Here is a 21,343-nt window from a genome sequence, read left to right as displayed (position 1 = left end):
GTGTAAAAGGATAGAACAACCAAACAGCTTGAACTGCCCCTTTAGGAATATGAGGCAATATTATATTAAGAAAAACAGAAGGGCAAATAATATTGAATTTCGAATGTCCAACATCAAAGTTTTTCCTTCATTATTCGGTATTGGATATTCGATGTTCGACATTAAATCGACCTTAATTCCATTGGGAGCCTGGGCCTTACTCCGCTATGTAAGGCACCTTTACGTTTTTATACGCGGGTTTTTGAAGTTGCAATTTTAGCTTTTGAAAACTTTCTGTGGGACCTTTAGTAGCAAACATGTTGCTTAACCATGCCGGGATACTACCACCGGGATCGGCATGCAGGGTATATAATACTTTCACTTTATCTTTACCAACAGGCGTGAGTACCCATTTGCCTTTTGAATCGGCCACACGCACCACACCGGCCTTTCGGGGTACCATATCTGGGATGCAGGGCGCATCAACAGTAATAACTTTAGTAACAGCATCCTGCGAAACTTTAATATGGGCTATAAAATCGCGGTTGCTCACGGGCCAGGGCACCTCTACCATCGAGTAGTAATACAACTCCGATGGGGATACCTGTTTTATGATGTAGTTTGAAGAAGTATGGTACAGCCAATCCTCGCTGTTTTTTACATCCATCAAAACGGCTACCAGCCGCGATGCCGGAACATCAAAATGGCACTCTACTTTAATAGCGTTTATTTTTGAATTGGGTACTTTGCGGGTATATATATTCACGCCGTCGTTACTGTGTTTTAACACCCAACCCTCGTCGTTTTGGGCAAACGCTGTATTTACAATCAGCAGGAGCAATAATATTAATTTATAGCACATAGTAGCAGAACGGGTTGCAGGCCCCGATGTAACAAAGCTATATACAAAACAGGCCGGTATTATAACCGGCCTGTCAATTTTAAGTCATTTAGCCTCACCAAAGAATAATATGTGTACACACCTTTTGATCCGTTATCATTTAATAAAAAAATGTCATTTCGAACGAGGTACGAGGAGAAATCTTAGCCGTCTTGCATTTCGATGGGCTTAGTGGAATGCAAGGTGTCTAAGATTTCTCCTCACCCCGCCCACACAACTCCAACGCCGGCTCGTTCGAAATGACAATTAGAGTACTGCGGGACTTATTTTAAACTCGTAACTCCCAGCCACAACCCTATATTCCCCGCCAATAGATTTACCTGATAAGGTAACTTTACCTGCCGGGAAGGTGATACTTGCCGTTGAATTTGCCGGCACCGTTATTTTATAAGTTACACCATTTCCATCCCGTTTCCATGACGATGAAATTTTGCCGTAAGGGCCAACATGGGTAGCCGTAAATTCATTCAGGCCGGGCACAAAATGCGGCGCCAGGATCACATTTTTAAAGCCGGGCTGATTTGCATCAGGCTGAATTCCCGCAATGCCTTTGTACAGCCAGGCACCAATTTCGCCAAACATAATGTGATTAAGCGATATATCAGATTTGGCATCAATCTGCCAGTTTTCGTACAGTGTTGTTGCCCCGTTCACCATCCACCAGCCCCATGAAGGGAAAGTTTCCTGCGACGCTATCCTGTACGCCACATCGGGGTAACCATTGTCGCTCAAGGCGCTCAAAATAGCCTTGGCACCAAGGATACCTACATCCAGGTGGTAATTATCGGCAGCAACGCGGGCGGCCAGGTTGGCGGCCACCTTGCTTTTCATATTATCGGGCACCACGCCCCAAAATAACGGAACACTCAGCTCCGTTTGAAAACCCTGACCGTAAATGCCGGTTTGCGAATTGAGGTATTTGGCATTGATGGCATTTTTTATTTTTGTAGCCAGCGCCGTATATTTTACAAAGTCGGCCTGTTTACCCAAAATTTTGGCGGCTTTGGCCAATATCGTTGCATCTGTATAATAATAAACCGACGAGGTGAGCTCAACAGGCGAAACAGATTTTACCGGTACCCAGTCGCCAAGGCCCCAGCTGGTAAGGCCGGTAGGATAAAGCTCATCAATATGGTTTACATATTTTTCGATGCTGGTATAGCTATCGGCCAGCAGCTTGCTATCACCATAAAACAAATAAATATTCCAGGGGATAATGGCAATAGTGCTTGTCCAGTCGGGTCCGTTGCCCCACTCATACCCCCAGCCACCGGTTGGGATAATGGATGGCAATACGCCGTTGGGTTGTTGCTCATCGCGATGATCGGCCAGCCATTTTTCGTAAATAGTGATGGCGTCAAAGTTATACAGGCCTGTTTCGCTGGCTATGTGGGCATCTCCCGTCCATCCGTTTTTTTCGCGTTGCGGGCAATCTGTTGGGTAGCCAAACAAGTTGCTCAGGTAGCTGTGATTAGTAGCACTCCAAATTTGGTTAATAGTTTGGTTTGATGAGCTTACCTCGCCAACCGGCTGCACATCGCTGTGCATAAAGTAAGCTTTCAAACTTTCTTTGGTCAGCTGAATGGGCTTGCTGCTGCTTACCTCCACGTATTGAAAGCCTTTATAGTTAAATTTAGGCATAAAGGTTTCTTCACCTTTGCCGCCAAGTATAAAAATATCAGTCTGGAAAGGGTCTTTATCATCAGTCGGGCGGTAATGCAGGTCGATATTGGATTGATCTACGTGGCCGTTCTTATTCAGCCGTTCGGCATGTTTCAGGCGAATTACTGTGCCCGAATCACCTTTAACTGTAATCTGGCTCACGCCCGATATGTTGCGACCTATATCAAACACCCACAGTTTATTATCAATTTTAGTAATAGTTTTGGTCGCTATCTCCTCTACGTTACGAATAGGCTGCAGACTTTGGGCTACAATATTGGTGGAGGGCGCCGAGCGGTTAATCACGTTTTTCCACCCGGAATCAACAAAATCGGCTGTATTCCATCCGGGTTGTTCCTTGCGGGCGTCATAATGTTCGGCAGTATAAATACTGTTGAACACAACAGGACTTAAAGACGTTTTCCATTGCGTATCAGATGATATGGTTTCGGTAGTGCCGTCGGTATAAGTCACCCTTAAATCCATACAAAAGGTTGGCCTGCCACGCCATGGCGCCTGGTGAAAAAACCACACAGCTGTGCTTTGGTGGTTATACCAGCCATTGCCCAACAGCACCCCAACGGCGTTTTTGCCGTTCTGCAGGTTGGCGGTTACATCATAAGCTACGTAAAGCGTACGCCTGTCAAACCGGGTATACATTGGATCGAGCCGGTGGTTGCCAATTTTTTTACCGTTAATATAAAGTTCGTACAAACCTGCTACCGCGATGTATGCCCTTGCCGACCTGATAGATTTGCCCACCTTAAACGTATTACGAAAATACGGTGCCGGGTTAGCAGCAATACCATAGTTATCGCTTATCCATGATCCTTTCCAGTTGCGCATTTCCATCATCCCCGTTTCAAAACTGGTAATTGCCGATGAACTAAGCTTTTTACCGCCGTTACCCCACAATACGACTCTCCAAAAATATTTGGTAAAGGGTTGTAATATTTTGCCGTTGTAAGTAACCAGGCTGGCAGCCGATACAATTTTAGTGGTTGCCCAGCTATCGGCCTTGCCTGCGGCAATAGCCAGCGAATCAGTACCTACAAAAAGCTGGTAGGCGGTTTGGGCAGCGCCCTGTTGTGCATCGCCCATTTTCCAGGTCAGGCGGGGGTGTTTGGCGTCGATGCCTATTGGTGTAGTCAGGTATTCGCACTGCAGGCCCGTGGCCGTGGGAGGTTGCGCTGCACCCTCCGAGGTTTTAAACAAACAAAAAAATACTAAAGCGATGTAAAGCGCGGGCTTACATAAAGGTAGTTTCATATTAATTAAATAGTAGTATCCGGTTTATAAATGTAGTAAAAGGTTTTAGCCAAATCATAGTTAAAACTATGCCGAAAGCATGCTTTCAATGTACACCCTGCAATGTAAAATGATATTTTTATTTGGGCGTCCTTTACTGTCTTGAAGGATTTGGGTTTACGCGGGATGGCATAAACCAACAGGTTTCAGGGAAAACACCTAAATCATAATAAGGCCTTTAGCACCGGCCAAACGCTATCGGCCATTACCTTATAGCCGGCTGCATTGGGATGCAGCCCATCGGGTAAATTAAGGTGTGCTTTGCCAGCAACACCATCCAAATAAAAAGGTACAAAAGCCATTTGGTTGGCATCGGCCACCCTGCGAAAAATAGCTTTAAATTCTGCGGCAAACTTTCCGGGGATAAAGGCCGGAATCTCCATCCCTAACATTACCAGTTTGATGTTAGGGTGTTTTAGTTTTACCTTATCAATAATAGCTTGTATATTTTTTGTGGTAGTTTGGGGCGATATCCCCCTGATTATGTCATTTACACCTAATTCGAGCACAAAAACATGCAGAGGACGATTCATCCAATATTCCAGCCGCATTAGCCCGCCGGCCGTGGTGTCGCCGCTAAGACCACCATTAATGCAATGATATACCAGGCCTGCAGCATCTATTTTTTGTTGTATTAAAGCAGGGAACGATTCGGCTTTATGGTTTCCTAAACCGTACCCCGCCGTGAGGCTATCACCAAAAAAAAGTATGTTTCTTACATTGGTCATTGGTCATTGGTCATTGGTCATTGGTCATTGGTCATTGGTCATTGGTCATTGGTCATTGGTCATTGGTCATTGGTCATTGGTCATTTAAGGCCAAGTTTGATTGGAGAGTCCTTGTTTCAAAAATTTTCAAATATTCTACCAATGACTAATGACAAGCGAAGCGACAATGAGTTACTTAATACCTCGTATTATCTCTGTAGTTTTGCGCACGCACGGCAATTTGCTCTAAAGTAAGCTCGCCATATTTTTTTGCACGGTCAAACCATTCCGGAGCTTCGTCAGCCAGATTATCTATGATTGATTTTCCGTCGGGTCCTTTTTTTGTAACGTAGTTTATGCCGTAGGCAACTGCTGCACCAACGGCAAGTATTTTTATAAAGCCCATATTTTTAATATTTTGTTTAGTAATTATATGACAATGATGGTGCCAGTTTGTTACGTAGCACCAATAGTAAGAGTTAAATGCAGGCAATTGGTTTAATGTCCATTATAAACAACTCTTAACAAGCAAACGTGTAGGCATTGTTTTAATTGCAATTTCCGTGTTGCCTGTTTTTACCTATTTTTACTCCTGCTATGTTTTTTATCCTATCTAAAATACTATCATTTTTACTATTCCCAGTTTTATATGTTTTTGTTTTACTGCTGATAGCTGTGGTAACAAAGAATCCAAAATTAAAACGCAGGTGTCTTATCTGGGGTGTGGTTTTATTATGGATATTTTCGGCCCCGTTATTTTTAAACCTGCTGGCCAATACGTGGGATATTGCCCCCGTTAAACTGCCTCCGGGCAAAACATATAGCGCGGCCATAATCTTAGGTGGCTTTGCAAGTGAAAACAAACAAGGCCAAGGCGTATTTAACTGGGCCGCCGATAGGTTTATACAAGGCATTTTACTACAACGAAACGGCCAGGCAAAAAAAATAGTGATATCAGGAGGTAACAGCAGCCTTGTGCCAGGCACTTTCAGGGAAGGTAATTTTGTACTGCAGCAGCTGCAAACACTACAGATTCCAGATAGCTGCATACTAATAGAAAACCAGGCCAGGAATACGCTCGAAAACGCATCGTTAACTAAAGCGCTCCTACTCAAAAACAAACAACAAGGGCCTTACCTGCTGGTAACTTCGGCTTTTCATATGCGCCGGGCTATGCAAATTTTTAAAAGCCAACATGTTGATGTAATTCCCTACCCCTGCAATGTAATTTCGGGCGATTTACAATGGTCGCTTTTTGAGTTAATTCCCAGTGCCGAAGTTTTAAGCAGGTGGAACCTGTATATCAAGGAAATAATTGGCTTTACCGTTAACTATTTATCGGGGAAGGGTTAATTAGCCACTACCTTCAATTTATCGTCGCTATCCTGTACCCAATTGTTCTTATTCCAGTCGTCTATATCAACCAATCCAGATTGGGTTTGGTAGTGTGCACTGTTTTTAGGGCACCGTACTATAAATTTGCTGCCCTTAGCTTGTTCAATTACAGGGCGGCTTCCGCATACAATGCAGTTATAGCAAAAGACAGAAAGTTGGATTTTAACAAATTGGGCCATTGTAGTGCTAATATGTGTAGTGTTTCTTTAATTTGATATACCTGATTATAGGTATATTTTGGTATCTGCAAATAAAAACCGGTGCACAAATAAATTTTCATATCCCGGTGGTAATTTTAAAAAGCCCAAAAATGGAATACAATTATAAGTTTATATTTCAATAATTATATCAATCGATAAATTATTTATTTATTTTGGCAACCCAGCAGTTAAATACATCGGTTGTTTATGGGGATATTGTTAGTTGAGGATGAACCAAATGTGGTATCGGTAATTAAGCGCGGCCTCACCGATTACGGTTTTGAAGTTAGCGTTGCAGCCAACGGCGCAACAGGTTTGCAAATGGCACTTGATCATGACTTTGACCTGGTTATACTTGATGTAATGCTGCCCGTAATGGATGGTATACAGGTTTGCAAACGCATCAGGCAGCAAAAAAAAACGATACCCATTATTATGCTTACGGCGCTCGATTCTACCGAGAATATTGTTAGCGGTCTGGATAGCGGTGCAGATGATTACATGGTAAAACCATTTAAAATTGCCGAGCTTGCCGCCCGCCTCCGTACGCTGCTGCGCCGGAGCGGCAGCGAAACATTATCAAACAACACCTATACAATAGGCAACCTGGTGCTCAATACCGAATCGAAAATAGCTTACCGCAACAACGAGGCATTAAAACTTACAGCCACCGAATACCGTTTGCTTGAATATTTTGTAAAAAATCAAAAAAAGGTATTATCCCGGATTCAGATCCTGGAAAATGTTTGGGATATTGATTTTAATATGGGCACCAATGTGGTAGATGTTTATATAAATTATCTGCGTAAAAAGCTGGAGAAAAACGGTGGCCCAAATTTGATCCATACGGTGTTTGGCATGGGGTACCTGATGAAAGAGGGTGATACCGATGAAGATACAAAGTAAAATAACATTGCTATTCCTGCTGCTGTCGGGCGGTATACTTATACTGCTTAATGCGTCGATATTTTATCTGGTTTACAAATTCAATTTTGATGATTTTTATAAACGGCTGGAAGCCCGCGTAAACATAGCGGCCGAAGTGCAGCTGTCGCCGGGCGCCAAAAGTAAAGCTACCTTAGAGGTGCGCAATAAATACCTGGAGAAACTGGACTCGGAAAAAGAGTACTTTTTAAAAGTAGACGGCAGCAATAAGTTGCATGCAAGCGCCGGTATTGATAAGATTTTTATTGACGATATTTTACTGACAGGCCAGGCCCACTACAGGCATGATAATACCTTTTATGCAGGTTCACTATTCAAAAAAGGTAATGCAAGTTATGTTGTTATTGTATCAGCATCAAATCCGGCTGGCTTTCAAGAGCTAAAAGACCTTCAAAAAATACTGTTGTATGGCTTTTTGCTGGCCATGATATTGGTATATTTTGTGGGGAAAGTTTTTTCCTTCTACACCTTTCAGCCGGTGAGGCGCATCATTAACAATGTTAAAAACATCACCGCCAATAACCTTCATTTTCGGCTGGACGAACTGACCGGCAAAGACGAGATAGCCGAATTATCGCTCACGTTTAATGATATGCTTAACAGGCTTGAAACTGCCTTTGAAACGCAAAACAACTTTGTAAGCAATGCATCGCACGAGTTACGCACCCCGCTAACTATCATATCATCTGAGCTTGAGCTGGCGTTAAATAAACAAGACCTGAACACACAGCAACGCGGGGTTTTAAATACAGTTTATGCCGAATCGGAAAAACTGGGTCAGATCCTGAACAGCCTGCTTACGCTGGCACAGTCGGGTTTTGATGGCAAAAGGCAAAACTGGGAAAGCATCAGGATGGATGAACTTTTGCTTACCGCATCTGAATCGGTTAAACGAATAAACCCCGGGAGCAATATCTATATCGACCTGGAAAACTTACCTGCCGATGAAAGCCTGCTTTATGTAAAGGGCAACAGCAACTTGCTTCGGCTGGCCATTAACAACATTATCGGCAACGCATGCAAATACTCCGATAACCGGCCGGTAACCATTAGCTTGTTAGCCGAAAATAAAAGAGTGATTATTGCCATTAAAGACCAGGGCATCGGCATCCCCCAAACCGAGCTTCAGCATATATTCGAGCCTTTTTTTCGCGCCTCAAACGCTCACGAGTATGAAGGCCATGGCGTTGGCTTACCCTTAACGCTTAACATTATCCGCCTGCATAAAGGCAGCCTGGGCATAAGTTCGGAAGTTGGGGTAGGTACCGAGATTAAGGTGTTTTTGCCGATGGAGGATCACCTAAATCCTCTCCAAAGGAGAAGACTTTAAAAGCCAGTTTGTAAACTCCAACGGCTTACAAGTACATGCAAATCAAAAGTCCTCTCCTTTGGAGAGGATTATTCGCACTATGATGCTTTTAGGCGCTCATGAATGCTGTTTAGGTGGGGCTATGCGCATTCTAATCAAATTCTAATAACTTTCTTATATCCTCCTAATTATTGGCGGCTACACTTGTATCAAACAAAACATACAAGGTTTCACCATTAATTAAAATTACCATGAAAACGTTATTAATCCCTACCGATTTTACCCAGCAGTCTATCCAGCATATTCCTGCTTTGGCCCAGGTTTTTTACCCCCAAAAGGTGAATATTGTGTTGGTACACATGCTTAAAATTACCGATAACATAAGCGAATTGCTGATGCTATCGCGCCGTAGCGTAGAATACCGGCAAATACCGGATAATTTTTATATCAGGTGCCGCGATATCGAAAACAAGTATAGCCATGTCATCAACAATATTGCTATCACTTTTTTTTACGGCAGCACGGTTGCCGTTTTCAATAATTTCCTTGAAGCTAATGAAATTGATGCCATTGTACCCCCGCATGACAATTACGAGCTGCTTTTTAAAAACAGCATAGCCCCGCAAATGCTTTTTGATAAATGCGATACAGCCCTGATAAAACTACCTAAAACGCCGGGCACTTTGGCCGATGTGGTTATAGAAGAGCCTGTTTTAACTGAACATGAATCATAATTAAAATTTCACAACTATGTTATTAAAAGAAAATATACCGGTAAGCTACGTATTTGGCAAAATAAAAAAGGAAGTGTTGATGGTGGCTGTGTATGCCATTACCATCTATTGTGTTCACCAATACTATAACTTCAAAGATGTCTCTATTCCGCTAACGGTACCTACTATTTTGGGTACCATTATTTCGCTCCTGCTGGCCTTTCGGTCAAACCAGGCTTATGACCGGTGGTGGGAGGCCCGCATCCTTTGGGGAGGCATTGTAAATGATTGCCGCACCTTTGCACGCCAGGTTTTAACTTTTGTGGATAGCAGCCATGATGGCGAACAAAAATGGGCGCTAAAAGAGCGCATCATCCGCAGGCAAATGGCTTGGTGCTACAGTTTAAGCTGCCACCTGCGCGGTCAAAACGCAAAAGATAACCTCGATGCCTACCTAATCGATGACGATGTAAAAAACATCAAAAAGCTTGACCATATTCCGCTTGCAATAAACGAGCTGCAGGGTCATGACCTGCGCACACTATACAAGCTGGGCTGGATAAATGAGTACCAACAGGTGGCCCTTGATAACACGCTCACCAACTTTATGAACTCGATGGGTGGCTGCGAGCGTATTAAGAATACTGTTTTCCCGGTTACCTATAGCGTATACATTCACTGGCTGGTTATGTTTTTTGTGTTGCTGTTGCCTTTCAGCCTGATGGAATTTTTCGGGATTTTCCAGGTGCCATTGGTAATAGCCATATCATCGGCCTTTTTCCTGATCGAAAAAATGGCCATCCACCTACAGGATCCGTTTGAAAACAAACCTACCGATACACCAACAACAACCATCAGCCGCACCATCGAAAAAAACCTGAAACAAATGATGAAGGATGAGTTGCCTGGCGATATTGACGCAATGATAGGTAAACAGCATCAAAAGAAGACTCAGTTTTACATACTTTAAAAAGAGTCAAGAGTTAAGAATCAAGAGTTAAGACTTTTTTCTGTTCCGTGATGCCGCCGGGTTCCAAAAGGAAACGGCGGCTTTTTTGTTAAGCTTCCAAAAAAATCTTGATACTTACTACTTGCTACTTGTATTAACTGCTTGCCACTTTTTAAACGTCTTGGCTCTTGATTCTTACCTGACGCTTGATTCTAATTTCCCCAATTCTTTTCGCTACTTTGGCTATCTTAAATTTTGGAACAAATCGCACTGTATAAAAATGACTTATTGCCTCGGAATTAAGGTTAAAGAAGGCTTATTGGCAATTGCCGATACTCGCATAACCTCGGGAACGGATACCACTGTAAAAAAGAAGATTACCATAGAACAAAAAGATCATTTCTCGCTTTTTATCATGACAAGCGGTTTACGGTCGGCAAGGGATAAAGCCATCGTTTATTTTAACGAATTACTGGAAACCACGGATTTTAACAAAATGTACAAAGCTGTAAACGCCTTTGGCGAGCAGGTAAAACGGGTAATTGCCGAAGACAAAGCATCATTAGAAGCTGCCGGTTTCAGGTTTGATCTGAACACCATTATAGGCGGACAACTAAAAGACGACGATGAGCACAAGCTTTTTTTGCTGTACCCCGAAGGCAACTGGGTTGAACTTGGGCAGGGTGCTCCTTATGTAGTTATAGGCAATTCGGGTCATGGCAAAGCGATATTAAACCGCATCCTGACTGAAGACAGCAGCCTTAAGCTGGCGCTTAAAACAGGTTTTCTTTCGTTCGATTCAACAAGGGTAAGCTCCAACAATGTAGATTTCCCGATTGATGTAGCTGTTTATAAAAAGGATAGTTTCGACATTATCCAGCAACGTTACGAAAAGAAAGACCTGGAATATATATCGGCCCAATGGGCCGAAGAACTGAAGCTGGCTTTAGAACATATCTCTGAAGACTGGATGGATACAACCTTTAACAAATTAGAAGAAATTAAAACCGAAAGCTGATCAATGAAATTCAATGTGTTTACCCAAATGGAATATGTAGTACGGGCGCCGGGCACATTGATATTAAACATACATGCATTACGTACACCCAACCAAACTGTACTGAACGAGGAGTTTACGGTTGACCCTTACGTTAAAATTGAGGAGATCATATCTGCACAGGGAGAAAACCGGCTGATGCGCTTCGAGGTTTACCAGCCGGGGACTATAAAAGTTACATACAACGCCCTGGTTGACAATTTTTACGAACTTACCGATTACTCGCAGCAACAGGAAACGTTGGTAGCCCAGCTCGACTCATCGGTGCTGCCCTATTTAAACCCAAGCCGTTATTGCCAGTCGGATAAATTATACCGGCTATCGCACAACCTGTTTGGCCACATTACCAATCCGTTTGAAAAAGTAGTAACCCTTACCGACTGGATTCACAACAATGTGCAATATTTAAGCGGGTACAGCAATTCGCAAACATCGGCATTTGATACCGTTACCGAACAGGTTGGCGTTTGCCGCGATTTTGCACACCTGGGTATCGCCCTATGCCGGGCCTTAACCATTCCGGCACGCTATTTTACGGGCTATGCCTATCACTTATACCCTGCCGACTTTCATGCCTGTTTTGAAGCTTACCTTGGCGGCAAATGGATACTTTTTGACGCTACCAAACTGGTGCCCTTAAATGGCCTTATAAAAATAGCCACCGGCCGCGATGCTGCCGACACGGCCATAGCCAACATTTTTGGCGATGTAACTTTCACCGCCATGCAGGTTAGCTGCGAACTTGCGCCAGACGAGCATAATTTTGAACCCGTGTACTATATTCATGGCGGGTATAACGGGTTATCGTATTTATAACCGCTCTATCGGAGACTTGTGCTGATTGAAGCGCATAATTTATGCTTTCTTTTTTAACCTGTTCCCATAAACCCAGTTGATGCCTAATACGGCTACGCATATCAGCAAGCCAAAAAATTCGCGGGTTTCTTCAATCCAGGGCTTTTCGGCCTTCATGCTTTCTACCAGGCTTTCGGAGTGGTGTTTGGTAAACCAGTCTATCAGGCCATTGGCATCAAATATTTTATAGGTGGCATAAGCCAGGTAAATAAATATACCAACTGCATACCAAACCGGGTAAAACTTTTTTTGCGAAGCCTTAAAGCAAAACCAGGCGCTGTACAGGTATATGGGTACCCAAATGTAAGGGTCGGGATCGTTATACTGCAGGGCTGCAAAAATTACAAATAGCACAACAAATACGATGTTGAAAATTTTCATGATTTAAATGGGCATTGGTTTTCAATTGTGCTTATGCAGGTTAAGCGCTTAAAGATAATAATTTTTGAGTTTGCCTGTCAATGTCGGATGATGGCTAATACTATCTTCCCAACAGCAAAACAAACGTGGTTCAATTTAAAACATTGCTGCGGTCGTTTATCAACAAAAAATGAGTTATTCCTGGTCGATTTTATGCAAATTGTAAGTTGGCATCATGTATATTGTAAGTACAACCTATGTAAATTGTAAGTTGGCATCATGTATATTGTAAGTAATTAACTAATTTTGATAAATTTCGTCGAAATGAGTAAATTTATACAACGGCAAATTACGCCTATAATAGAGGCTCAAAAAAGCAAATTTCCCGTATTGGCCATCACCGGCCCAAGGCAATCTGGTAAAACTACCTTGCTGAAAGAGATTTTTAGCGATTATAGCTATGTGAGCCTCGAGAATCCAAACACACGATCCTTTGCGTTAGACGATCCAATCGGTTTTTTGAACCGTTATGATCATAAAGTCATTTTAGACGAAGTACAACGAGTACCTGCATTATTTTCATACATCCAGGGCAGGGTTGATGAATCTAAAATTATGGGACAGTATATATTATCCGGCTCACAAAATTTTCATTTGTTAAATAATATCACTCAAACGCTGGCGGGCAGGGTTGCATTGTTCAAATTACTACCTTTTGATTTTACCGAATTAAAACAATCTGCCCTATTAGCAAATTCCTATGCGCCAGCCAGTATTAAGGGCTTTTACCCGGCGATATTTGACAGGGATATTGATCCCGTTGTATTTTATGCCAATTATATTCAAACATATCTTGAAAAAGATGTAACAGAACTAATGAATATAAGAGACCTTAAGCAATTTCGCACCTTTTTAGGTTTATGTGCCGGGCGGGCGGGGCAATTACTCAATTTTAGCGCTTTGGCTAATGAATGTAATATATCGCATAATACCGCGAAAGCCTGGTTGTCGATACTTGAAAGCAGCTATATTATTTTTCTTTTACAGCCCTATCACCAAAATTTCAATAAACGTTTGGTTAAAACCCCAAAGTTGTATTTTTATGATACCGGCCTGTTAAATCATTTGTTGGGAATAAGAACTGCTGAAGAGCTTGACGAAAACCGGTTAAAAGGTAACATATTTGAAAATATGATACTGGCCGAGTATCAAAAACAGAACCATCATTTATATCTCCATAAAGATTATTATTTCTGGCAGGATAGCAATGCCCATGAAGTTGACCTGCTGATGAAAAAAGCACAAGGCTTCTCAATATTTGAAATCAAAGCAACGCAAACTATAAGTAATGCACTATTCAAAGAGATGGATAGATTTGAGGAGACTGCCGCTCCTGAAAAAGTAAACAAAACGTTAATTTATGGTGGTGCCGAAAATGAAAAAAGAACAAGATACGATGTTGTTAGCTGGCAAAATGTACCTGATTTTATGGGCTAATACTCCGCCACACCCAGTGGTTCCGTTAATCACCCGCCCATGCCAACCGTTCTCAACTTTCATTGTCTCCCTATTTCCAAACAAACATTTAACATTATTATAACATCCATCAAAACAATTTCATTGCTTAAGCGCTTCTGGATAATAGTTTTTCGCACCTCCTGATATCCTTCTTATGAGCTTAGCTGATCTTTACCCTTCAAAAAAAACATTATTAATCAGCTTTATATTTTTCTGTATCGCCTGCCCGCTATTTGCCCAAAACAATATATTCGATCAAAAGCCAGAGGTGAAACTGCGCTATTACCGTGACGTTCGGGATACCACCGTAAAACGCAGGTTTGGTCGCGCGGTAGCCGAATTAGGGATAGCCGAAATTACGCCCTGGATTTTTGACCGCTATGTAGCCAATAAGGATTACGCCCGTATAAACTGGAAAAGCGTTAGCCACAACCTTAGCCCTGGCAACTGGGAGTTCGATAATGATCCTTTTCAAACAAATCAATTTGGCCACCCCTATCACGGCAGCTTGTTTTATAGCGCATTTAGGAGTAATGGTTTTAGCTTCTGGCAATCGGTACCGGCTACCATGGCGGGCAGCTACCTTTGGGAAACTTTTGCAGAAACCCAGCCACCCTCCCCTAACGATTTTATAAACACCAGTTTTGGCGGAATAGTGTTGGGCGAGATGACTTTTCGCCTATCCAGCCGTATTGTAAACAATCGCCAGCGGGGTTTTAAAAGGCAGGCCAGTGAAGTAGCAGGATTAATAATTAACCCCATGCGCGGACTAAACCGCATTTTAGATGGTACCTGGGGCAAAGTTTATGGCAATAGCACCGAGCGCGACTCATCAAAAATAGGTGCCGAATTTGACCTTGGAGGGCGGATATTTAATTCACAATCGGTAAGTCCGTTTGAACATGGTCGTTTTGGCTGGTTTGCAAGGGCACGATTGCTTTACGGGGTACCAAATGAGGGTTTCAGGAAACCGTTCAGCAATATCTCTATCACTGCCGAGGTAGGACGAGACGATAGCTCTACAGTTAATGTCATCAGTGTTTACGGCTCCCTTACTGGCTGGGACATCTCGAAAGTTGACCAGGACAAAATGGAAAACCTGGTAATATTATCGGCAAATTATGATTACATCCGCAACCAGGCATTTTTTTACGGGGCACAAAGCGTAAAATTTAATCTGATGTCGCAGTTAAAGTTGACGCAAAACGTTATAATAAGCGGTAGTCTTGGCGCCGGCCCTATCCTATTGGCCGCCGTGCCCGATCAATACACCTACAATAGCCGTAATTATGATTACGGGCCGGGCTTTGCTGTTAACGGGGGCGGTACCATAAAGCTTTTAAATAAATTATCATACAGTGCAAATTACCGGGGAGGCTGGATGGTGACGGTAGATGGCAATAAATCGCATTATTTTTTGCACACTTTTAGTAACGAGGTAAGCTACATGTTTATCAAAGGCCTCTCCATAGCTGCCGAATCGGGCTATTTCCGGCTGGAAGGAAACTACCATGACTATCCCGACGTGAATAAGAAATATCCTTACCTCAGAATCTCGACAAGATATTCAATAGGAAATTTGTAAAAGAAGCTAAAAGCAGAAGTCTCAAAGCCAAAACAAAGCGGGAAAATAATTTTATGTTTTCAGACCAAAAAGAAGGCTTTGGGCTTTACGCCTTTAGGCTAAAATTAGACGTCGCGGGCAGATTCGAACTGCCGTTTAGGGTTTTGCAGACCCCCACCTATCCTCTCGGTCACGCGACTTAAAAAAAACTATAAAATCACTTATTAGATTGGCAGGGGGCGAAGATGGTATGTTATCTTTCTCCGTTGAATGGAGCAGGAATTAGCACCTTTTACATTATGCGGATGTATAGGTTGCTAAGACGTCTTTGGGCCTTTCCCTCAGTCTTTCTTGATAAGTTAAAATAAAGAACGATTTGTCTGTGTTGACGATGCAAACATAAAACATTATTTATATAAATCCTATAGAAATAGTAGAATATTTAAAAACAATTCACTATCTCTTTAAAAATCAACTCAATAAAATAAAAATAGCATCAAACGCTCTCGCAAGCTTCCAGCTCGTGAGCCGCATGGTTTCAGCTTTCAGCTAAACTTAATACCCGCTAACAACGCTGCGCTAACCTCATGGAAGTTGAAATTCTACCTTACCCGCCATCATTCACTTTTCCTCCTATTCGATGGATTATCCAAGTATCCAAATACGCCAATCTCCCGTATCCTTTTGCAAAAAAAACTGAATAACAGTTGGTTGTTATAACTGTATTTTGGGTACCTTAATATACAACTATACTTTGCAGATACATAAGGATAGTTATGCAAATGATATGCTTTAATATTGCTTTAACCAATTGAAATAAACACAAAAATGAAGGTAGCTTTATTTGTTCCCTGCTATGTAGACCAATTTTATCCACAGGCTGCTATTGCAACCCTGGAATTGCTGGAAAAGCTGGGGTGCGAAGTTCATTACCCTAAAAATCAAACCTGTTGCGGGCAGCCTATGGCCAATAGCGGTTATGAGCACCTTACCGGCGGCTGCAATAATTTATTCATCGATAATTTTGCCGGTTACGATTATATTGTTTGCCCATCAGGCAGTTGTACGCTGCATATCAAAGAGCACCTGCATTCGCACGAAAACGAAGATAAAGCCTCAGAAATCCGTAAACGCGTTTTTGAACTTACCGAATTTTTGGTGGATATATTACAGGTAAAAAGCCTGGAAGCCAGTTTCCCCTACAAAGTGGGCATGCACCAAAGCTGCCACGGCCTGCGTGGGTTGCGCATTTCACAAATGACTGAACTGGTTGCGCCGCCTTTTAGCAAACCAGCCCAACTGCTGGGCATGGTGAAAGGCCTTGAACTTGTTCCGTTAAGCCGGGCCGATGATTGCTGTGGTTTTGGCGGCACATTTTGCGTGGTGGAAGAAGCCGTATCATCCAAAATGGGTAAAGACCGTGTAGACGACCATATTGAACATGGTGCTCAATACATCACTTCGGCCGATTTAAGCTGCCTGATGCACCTGGAAGGCATCCTGCGGCGCCAAAACAGCGAAGTTAAAGTAATTCATGTTGCCGAAATTTTAAACCACAGTATCTAAATGAGCAGCAACGCAACTAAAGATCATCCGCAATTAGCCGCCATATTTAACCGCGACGAGCCACGGGTTGACTGGCACGACGAAACACTGTGGTGGGTGCGCGCCAAACGCGATATTGCAGCACATAAACTGCCAGAGTGGGAACTGCTGCGCGAAACAGCCTCGCAAATTAAAAACAACGTACTATCAAACCTGAGCACTTACCTGGAGCAGTTTGAGGCCAATGCCATTAACAATGGGATAATAGTACATTGGGCAGCCACTGCCGAAGAGCATAACAAAATTATTTATACCCTGCTGGAGAAACGCGGCATCAGCCGCATGGTAAAAAGCAAATCGATGCTTACCGAGGAGTGTCACCTTAATGAATACCTGCTAAAACAGGGTATAGATGTTATCGACTCCGACCTGGGCGAACGCATTGTTCAGCTGGCTGGCGAGCCGCCAAGCCATATTGTATTGCCCTGTATCCACAAGAAAAAGGAAGAGATAGGCGACATTTTTCACGAGCACTTAGGCTCGGCCAAAGGCGAATCAGATCCTAAAATACTAACCGAAACTGCCCGTCAGCACCTTCGCGAAGTGTTCCTGACCCGCCGTGCGGCGCTTACCGGCGTCAACTTTGCTATTGCCGAAACCGGCGAGTTTGTAATATGCACCAACGAGGGCAATGCCGATATGGGCGCCCACCTGGCCGAAATCCATATTGCATCCATGGGTATCGAAAAGATAATCCCGGAGCGGAAACATCTTGGCGTATTTTTACGCCTGCTTACCCGCAGCGCTACCGGGCAGCCTATTACCACTTACTCCAGCCATTTCAGCAAACCGCAGGATGGCAAAGAGATTCATATTGTGATAGTTGATAACGGTCGCAGCATCCAGTTGGGTCGCGAGGATTTCCGCAATTCCTTAAAATGCATCCGTTGCGGGGCCTGTATGAATACCTGCCCCGTGTACCGCAAAAGCGGCGGCCACAGTTATCATACCGCGGTTGCCGGCCCTATAGGCAGTATCCTGGCACCCAACCTCGATATGGAAAAATATGCCGACCTGCCCTTTGCTTCTACCCTATGCGGCTCATGCAGCAATGTGTGTCCGGTTAAAATCGATATTCACGACCAGCTATACAAATGGCGGCAGGTAATTGTTAAGGCAGGCTATACCCCCAAAGCAAAAACTTTGGCCATGAAAGGTATGGCTTTCACCTTATCATCGCCCATGATTTACCGCGCGGCAGGCAAAATGGGGCGTTTTACGTTCAAATACGCACCTTTCGCGGTTAATAATGGCGCCAACCCATGGTACAAACACCGCGAAATGCCCAAGGCGCCCGAACAATCATTTGGCGAATGGTATGCCAAAAGAAAGGAAAATAAGAAATGAGCAGTCGCGAAAACATATTAGCAGCCGTAAAAGCCAACCAGTTTAGCCAGGCAGATTTACCCTGCCTTGAGGTTTTAAGCACCCTGACGGCCACCAACGACAACCTGGTTGAAAAATACAAAACCATCGGCAGTGCCGGGGGCAGTTTTATATACGAAGTGGCCGACTATGCGGCCATCCAGAACATCCTTCACAAAGAGTTTAAACCCAGTGTAAAAATCATATCAGGCATTAAGGAAATGAATGAATACACCTATGTTGCCGATGTAAAACACGAATTATCCCACAGCTTTGCCGATGTGGAGTTATGCATTCTTTGGTCGGGCCTTGGCGTTGCAGAAAACGGGGCTTTATGGCTCACAGAAGAGGATATGACCGTAAGGGTGCTACCCTTTATTGCCCAGCACCTGGCCGTAGTAATCAGTAAAACCAATTTGGTGCCTACCATGGCCCAGGCTTATGAAAAAATTGGCAACGCAACGTATGGCTATGGTGCATTTATCTCCGGCCCATCAAAAACAGCCGATATTGAACAATCGTTGGTTATTGGCGCCCACGGTCCACGCAGCCTGTCGGTTTTTATACTTCCTTAGCCCCTTAATTACCTGGTTATATATTTTAATTAAGCCTGCCGGTTGATTGACGGCAGGTTTTTTTTATTGTCTTCGTCTTGATTCTTGAATCTTACTTCTTGATTCTTTCCCGGGCGTTGCCTGCGGCCGGGCTCTCTGCTCATGCTGCACAGGCTTTATTCACGGGCTGGTATCCCTGTCTGCCAAACTACTGTGTGTACACATCTTTTAACAAAAGAAAATGTCATTTCGAACGAGGTACGAGGAGAAATCTTTAACGCCTTGCATACCGAAAAGGCTATCGAATTGCAGGGCGTTTAGGATTTCTCCTCACGCCAACGCTCAATGCCCGCCCCAGTTCGTTCGAAATGACACTTGTCTATTTTATTAATAAGTTTCCAAAAGATCTGTACACACAGTAGGTTTGCCGACAGGCAGGCGCGGCGATCCCCACCGCATTTTGCCTGGACCGAAATTTATGGATTAATGGATTATTCGATTTTTACCATTCTTTTTGATGATAAACAGTACAAATTTACAAGCTTCCTTTTATATATAAAAACCGCCCTTTATTCATATACAAACAGGTAAAAACAAGGTAATAAATTCACACTTTTCGCTACAAATGTGATATTTATTCACACAAAAAGTATATTTATTGATACAAAAGTAAAACGAAGATTTTTTTTGCAAAAGTTCAGAAAAAGCAGTCTGAAAAAATGGGTGTTTTACGTTTTAAAAACTGACGGCTTTACCATCGCCCGGTTCCCGCGCCTGGGTAAATCTAACCAGCCCGATAGTAAAATAATTAACAACGGTTAAACATACAACCCGGCACAGAACCAAATTTTTCGTTTCGGATTTTTATCGGGACCTTAGTTAAGCCAAACATGAACATCGTTTATGGGAGAAGATAAAAAAGAACATTGGGAACGGGTATACCACACCAATAATCCCGACCAAGTAAGCTGGACGCAAGCCGTGCCGCAAACATCGCTTAATTTTATTCGCGGTTTCGATTTAGCAAAAACCGACAGGATAATCGACGTCGGTGGCGGCGACAGCAAACTGGTTGATTTCCTGCTGCAGGAGGGTTACACCAACATTACCGTGTTGGATATTTCTGAAGCGGCCTTAGCCAAGGCAAAGGTAAGGCTTGGTGAAAAAAGCAGCCTGGTTACCTGGATATTTTGCGATGTTACCACTTTTGAACCCACAGAAACCTACACTCTTTGGCATGACCGCGCCGCCTTCCACTTCCTGACAACGCAGGATCAAATTACCAGTTACTTAAATATTGCCGCAAAAGCAATCAGCGATTATTTAGTTATCGGAACATTTTCTGAAAACGGGCCCGAAAAATGCAGCGGCTTAGCCATTAAACAATACACAGAACAAGAGTTGCAAACCGTATTTGACGAACATTTTGAAAAGGTAAGCTGTATCACCGAAGATCATACCACTCCCTTTGCAACAAAACAAAACTTCCTGTTTTGCAGCTTTAAAAAGCGTAAGGTATAACCGCTAAAAAAGCCACCTAATAATGATGACACAAGGATGAATATTAGCTATTGTAAAAATATACCGATTGGTATATTTTTGTCGTGTTGAATTTAATCACTCAGCACCACAAAATGAAAACTTCAAAAAACACCATACTCATTACCGGCGGCAGTGCCGGCATAGGTTTTGAGTTAGCAAAACAATTATCAGCAGATAATCATGTTATTATTATTGGCCGAAACGAAACCCGCTTACAAAAGGCTGCTGCCCAATTGCCAAACGTGAGCACTATCACCGCCGATGTATCCAACGCCGAAGATGTAGAAAAACTGGTAGCAAAACTAACTACCGATTTCCCCGAACTGAATATCGTGATTAATAACGCAGGCGCGGCAAACCTTAACAACCTGCTTAGCGATACCAACACCTTTGAAAAAGCCGGCGAGGAAATGCTGACCAACTACCTGTCGGTTATCCGCCTGAATGAAAAGCTGCTGCCATCACTCAAAAAGCAACCTGATGCGGCTATAGTAAACGTATCATCGGTAGTTGCCTTTGCGCCCAGCACCAGGCTTGCCACTTATGGCGCTACCAAAGCAGCATTACACGCTTACACCCGTGCCTTGCGCTTAGCATTGGCAGATACCGGTGTTAAAGTTTTTGAACTGATGCCACCGCTGGTTGATACTGAATTCTCGGCCGAAATTGGTGGTAAAAATGGTATTCCGCCAGCCCAGGTTGCCGATGAGTTTTTAGCCGGGTTAAAAAACGATACCTATGAAATACGTGTTGCCGGTACCGAACAATTTTACAGGCTTTACCTATCTAACCCTGATGAAGCCTTAAGAGTGATGAACTTACCAAGGGAGTAATCTTAGTCGAAAAAAATTTACT

Annotated in this window: 21 protein-coding genes, 1 tRNA gene and 1 riboswitch; of the genes, 15 read left to right on the top strand and 7 right to left on the bottom strand. The window is 43.1% G+C overall.

Going from position 1 to position 21,343, the window contains the following annotated elements:
* Nucleotides 1-196: 196 nt before the first annotated feature.
* From FSB76_RS21130 to FSB76_RS21115, 4 genes are all read right to left on the bottom strand, one after another.
* On the bottom strand, nucleotides 197-841 hold the full coding sequence (locus FSB76_RS21130) for an START domain-containing protein (RefSeq protein ID WP_147056851.1): 645 nt from the start codon (nucleotides 839-841) through the stop codon (nucleotides 197-199).
* A gap of 285 nt (nucleotides 842-1,126) precedes the next feature.
* Complete coding sequence (locus FSB76_RS21125; RefSeq protein ID WP_147056850.1) at nucleotides 1,127-3,811, bottom strand: alpha-L-rhamnosidase; 2,685 nt, start codon at nucleotides 3,809-3,811, stop codon at nucleotides 1,127-1,129.
* 203 nt (nucleotides 3,812-4,014) lie between these two features.
* Entirely contained in the window at nucleotides 4,015-4,578 is a 564-nt protein-coding gene (locus tag FSB76_RS21120; RefSeq protein ID WP_147056849.1) for an arylesterase, read from the bottom strand.
* A 175-nt stretch (nucleotides 4,579-4,753) separates the two neighbouring features.
* Nucleotides 4,754-4,963 carry a YtxH domain-containing protein gene (locus FSB76_RS21115; RefSeq protein WP_147056848.1) on the bottom strand — a complete coding sequence of 70 codons (210 nt, stop codon included), beginning with the start codon at nucleotides 4,961-4,963 and terminating at the stop codon, nucleotides 4,754-4,756.
* A gap of 191 nt (nucleotides 4,964-5,154) precedes the next feature.
* Here FSB76_RS21115 and FSB76_RS21110 point away from each other — a divergent pair, with 191 nt between their 5' ends.
* Nucleotides 5,155-5,910 (top strand): YdcF family protein, encoded by a 756-nt coding sequence (locus FSB76_RS21110; protein ID WP_147056847.1) that lies wholly within the window; start codon nucleotides 5,155-5,157, stop codon nucleotides 5,908-5,910.
* Here FSB76_RS21110 and FSB76_RS21105 read toward each other — a convergent pair.
* Entirely contained in the window at nucleotides 5,907-6,131 is a 225-nt protein-coding gene (locus FSB76_RS21105; protein WP_147056845.1) for a hypothetical protein, read from the bottom strand. The genes FSB76_RS21110 and FSB76_RS21105 overlap by 4 nt on opposite strands.
* A gap of 228 nt (nucleotides 6,132-6,359) precedes the next feature.
* Between FSB76_RS21105 and FSB76_RS21100 the strand changes: the two genes are divergently transcribed.
* From FSB76_RS21100 to FSB76_RS21075, 6 genes are all read left to right on the top strand, one after another.
* Nucleotides 6,360-7,058, top strand: coding sequence for a response regulator transcription factor (locus FSB76_RS21100; protein WP_147056844.1), 699 nt, complete (start codon nucleotides 6,360-6,362; stop codon nucleotides 7,056-7,058).
* Nucleotides 7,042-8,427: a sensor histidine kinase gene (locus FSB76_RS21095; protein ID WP_147056842.1), complete on the top strand. Its 1,386-nt coding sequence runs from the start codon at nucleotides 7,042-7,044 to the stop codon at nucleotides 8,425-8,427. The genes FSB76_RS21100 and FSB76_RS21095 overlap by 17 nt, the downstream gene beginning before the upstream one ends.
* Before the next feature lie 230 nt (nucleotides 8,428-8,657).
* Nucleotides 8,658-9,140, top strand: a complete 483-nt coding sequence (locus tag FSB76_RS21090; protein ID WP_147056840.1) for a hypothetical protein — start codon at nucleotides 8,658-8,660, stop codon at nucleotides 9,138-9,140.
* 16 nt (nucleotides 9,141-9,156) lie between these two features.
* Nucleotides 9,157-10,089: a bestrophin family protein gene (locus FSB76_RS21085; protein ID WP_147056838.1), complete on the top strand. Its 933-nt coding sequence runs from the start codon at nucleotides 9,157-9,159 to the stop codon at nucleotides 10,087-10,089.
* A gap of 259 nt (nucleotides 10,090-10,348) precedes the next feature.
* On the top strand, nucleotides 10,349-11,086 hold the full coding sequence (locus FSB76_RS21080; RefSeq protein WP_147056836.1) for a peptidase: 738 nt from the start codon (nucleotides 10,349-10,351) through the stop codon (nucleotides 11,084-11,086).
* Between the two features lie 3 nt (nucleotides 11,087-11,089).
* Nucleotides 11,090-11,941, top strand: coding sequence for a transglutaminase-like domain-containing protein (locus tag FSB76_RS21075; RefSeq protein WP_147056834.1), 852 nt, complete (start codon nucleotides 11,090-11,092; stop codon nucleotides 11,939-11,941).
* A 39-nt stretch (nucleotides 11,942-11,980) separates the two neighbouring features.
* Here the strand turns inward: FSB76_RS21075 and FSB76_RS21070 are convergent, their stop codons facing one another.
* On the bottom strand, nucleotides 11,981-12,361 hold the full coding sequence (locus tag FSB76_RS21070) for a transmembrane 220 family protein (RefSeq protein ID WP_147056832.1): 381 nt from the start codon (nucleotides 12,359-12,361) through the stop codon (nucleotides 11,981-11,983).
* Between the two features lie 303 nt (nucleotides 12,362-12,664).
* On the opposite strand from FSB76_RS21070, the gene FSB76_RS21065 reads away from it, so the two are divergent.
* Both FSB76_RS21065 and FSB76_RS21060 read left to right on the top strand, forming a co-directional pair.
* Nucleotides 12,665-13,837 (top strand): ATP-binding protein, encoded by a 1,173-nt coding sequence (locus tag FSB76_RS21065; protein ID WP_147056830.1) that lies wholly within the window; start codon nucleotides 12,665-12,667, stop codon nucleotides 13,835-13,837.
* A gap of 175 nt (nucleotides 13,838-14,012) precedes the next feature.
* Complete coding sequence (locus FSB76_RS21060; RefSeq protein ID WP_147056828.1) at nucleotides 14,013-15,443, top strand: DUF3943 domain-containing protein; 1,431 nt, start codon at nucleotides 14,013-14,015, stop codon at nucleotides 15,441-15,443.
* A 108-nt stretch (nucleotides 15,444-15,551) separates the two neighbouring features.
* Here FSB76_RS21060 and FSB76_RS31970 read toward each other — a convergent pair.
* Nucleotides 15,552-15,622, bottom strand: a tRNA-Cys gene (locus FSB76_RS31970).
* A gap of 50 nt (nucleotides 15,623-15,672) precedes the next feature.
* A riboswitch (SAM riboswitch) is annotated at nucleotides 15,673-15,783 on the bottom strand.
* Between the two features lie 467 nt (nucleotides 15,784-16,250).
* Between FSB76_RS31970 and FSB76_RS21055 the strand changes: the two genes are divergently transcribed.
* The 6 genes from FSB76_RS21055 to FSB76_RS21035 all read left to right on the top strand — a co-directional run bounded on the left by FSB76_RS21055 (nucleotide 16,251) and on the right by FSB76_RS21035 (nucleotide 21,321).
* Complete coding sequence (locus FSB76_RS21055; RefSeq protein WP_147056827.1) at nucleotides 16,251-16,988, top strand: (Fe-S)-binding protein; 738 nt, start codon at nucleotides 16,251-16,253, stop codon at nucleotides 16,986-16,988.
* Nucleotides 16,989-18,374 (top strand): lactate utilization protein B, encoded by a 1,386-nt coding sequence (locus tag FSB76_RS21050; protein ID WP_147056825.1) that lies wholly within the window; start codon nucleotides 16,989-16,991, stop codon nucleotides 18,372-18,374. It abuts the gene before it with no gap.
* Nucleotides 18,371-18,967, top strand: a complete 597-nt coding sequence (locus FSB76_RS21045) for a LutC/YkgG family protein (protein ID WP_147056823.1) — start codon at nucleotides 18,371-18,373, stop codon at nucleotides 18,965-18,967. Before FSB76_RS21050 ends, FSB76_RS21045 begins: the two co-directional genes overlap by 4 nt.
* A gap of 666 nt (nucleotides 18,968-19,633) precedes the next feature.
* A complete protein-coding gene (locus tag FSB76_RS32730) occupies nucleotides 19,634-19,768 on the top strand; it encodes a hypothetical protein (RefSeq protein ID WP_262713485.1) in 135 nt (44 codons plus the stop codon).
* An 81-nt stretch (nucleotides 19,769-19,849) separates the two neighbouring features.
* The gene (locus tag FSB76_RS21040; protein WP_147056821.1) at nucleotides 19,850-20,467 is read left to right on the top strand and encodes a class I SAM-dependent methyltransferase; all 618 of its coding nucleotides are present in this window, start codon (nucleotides 19,850-19,852) and stop codon (nucleotides 20,465-20,467) included.
* A 113-nt stretch (nucleotides 20,468-20,580) separates the two neighbouring features.
* Nucleotides 20,581-21,321, top strand: a complete 741-nt coding sequence (locus tag FSB76_RS21035) for an SDR family oxidoreductase (protein WP_147056819.1) — start codon at nucleotides 20,581-20,583, stop codon at nucleotides 21,319-21,321.
* The last annotated feature ends 22 nt before the right edge of the window (nucleotides 21,322-21,343 follow it).

Source organism: Mucilaginibacter ginsenosidivorax, assembly GCF_007971525.1.
Classification (GTDB): domain Bacteria; phylum Bacteroidota; class Bacteroidia; order Sphingobacteriales; family Sphingobacteriaceae; genus Mucilaginibacter; species Mucilaginibacter ginsenosidivorax.
The sequence above is the reverse complement of the archived record's forward strand: the minus strand, read 5'-3'. Positions and strand labels throughout refer to the sequence as shown.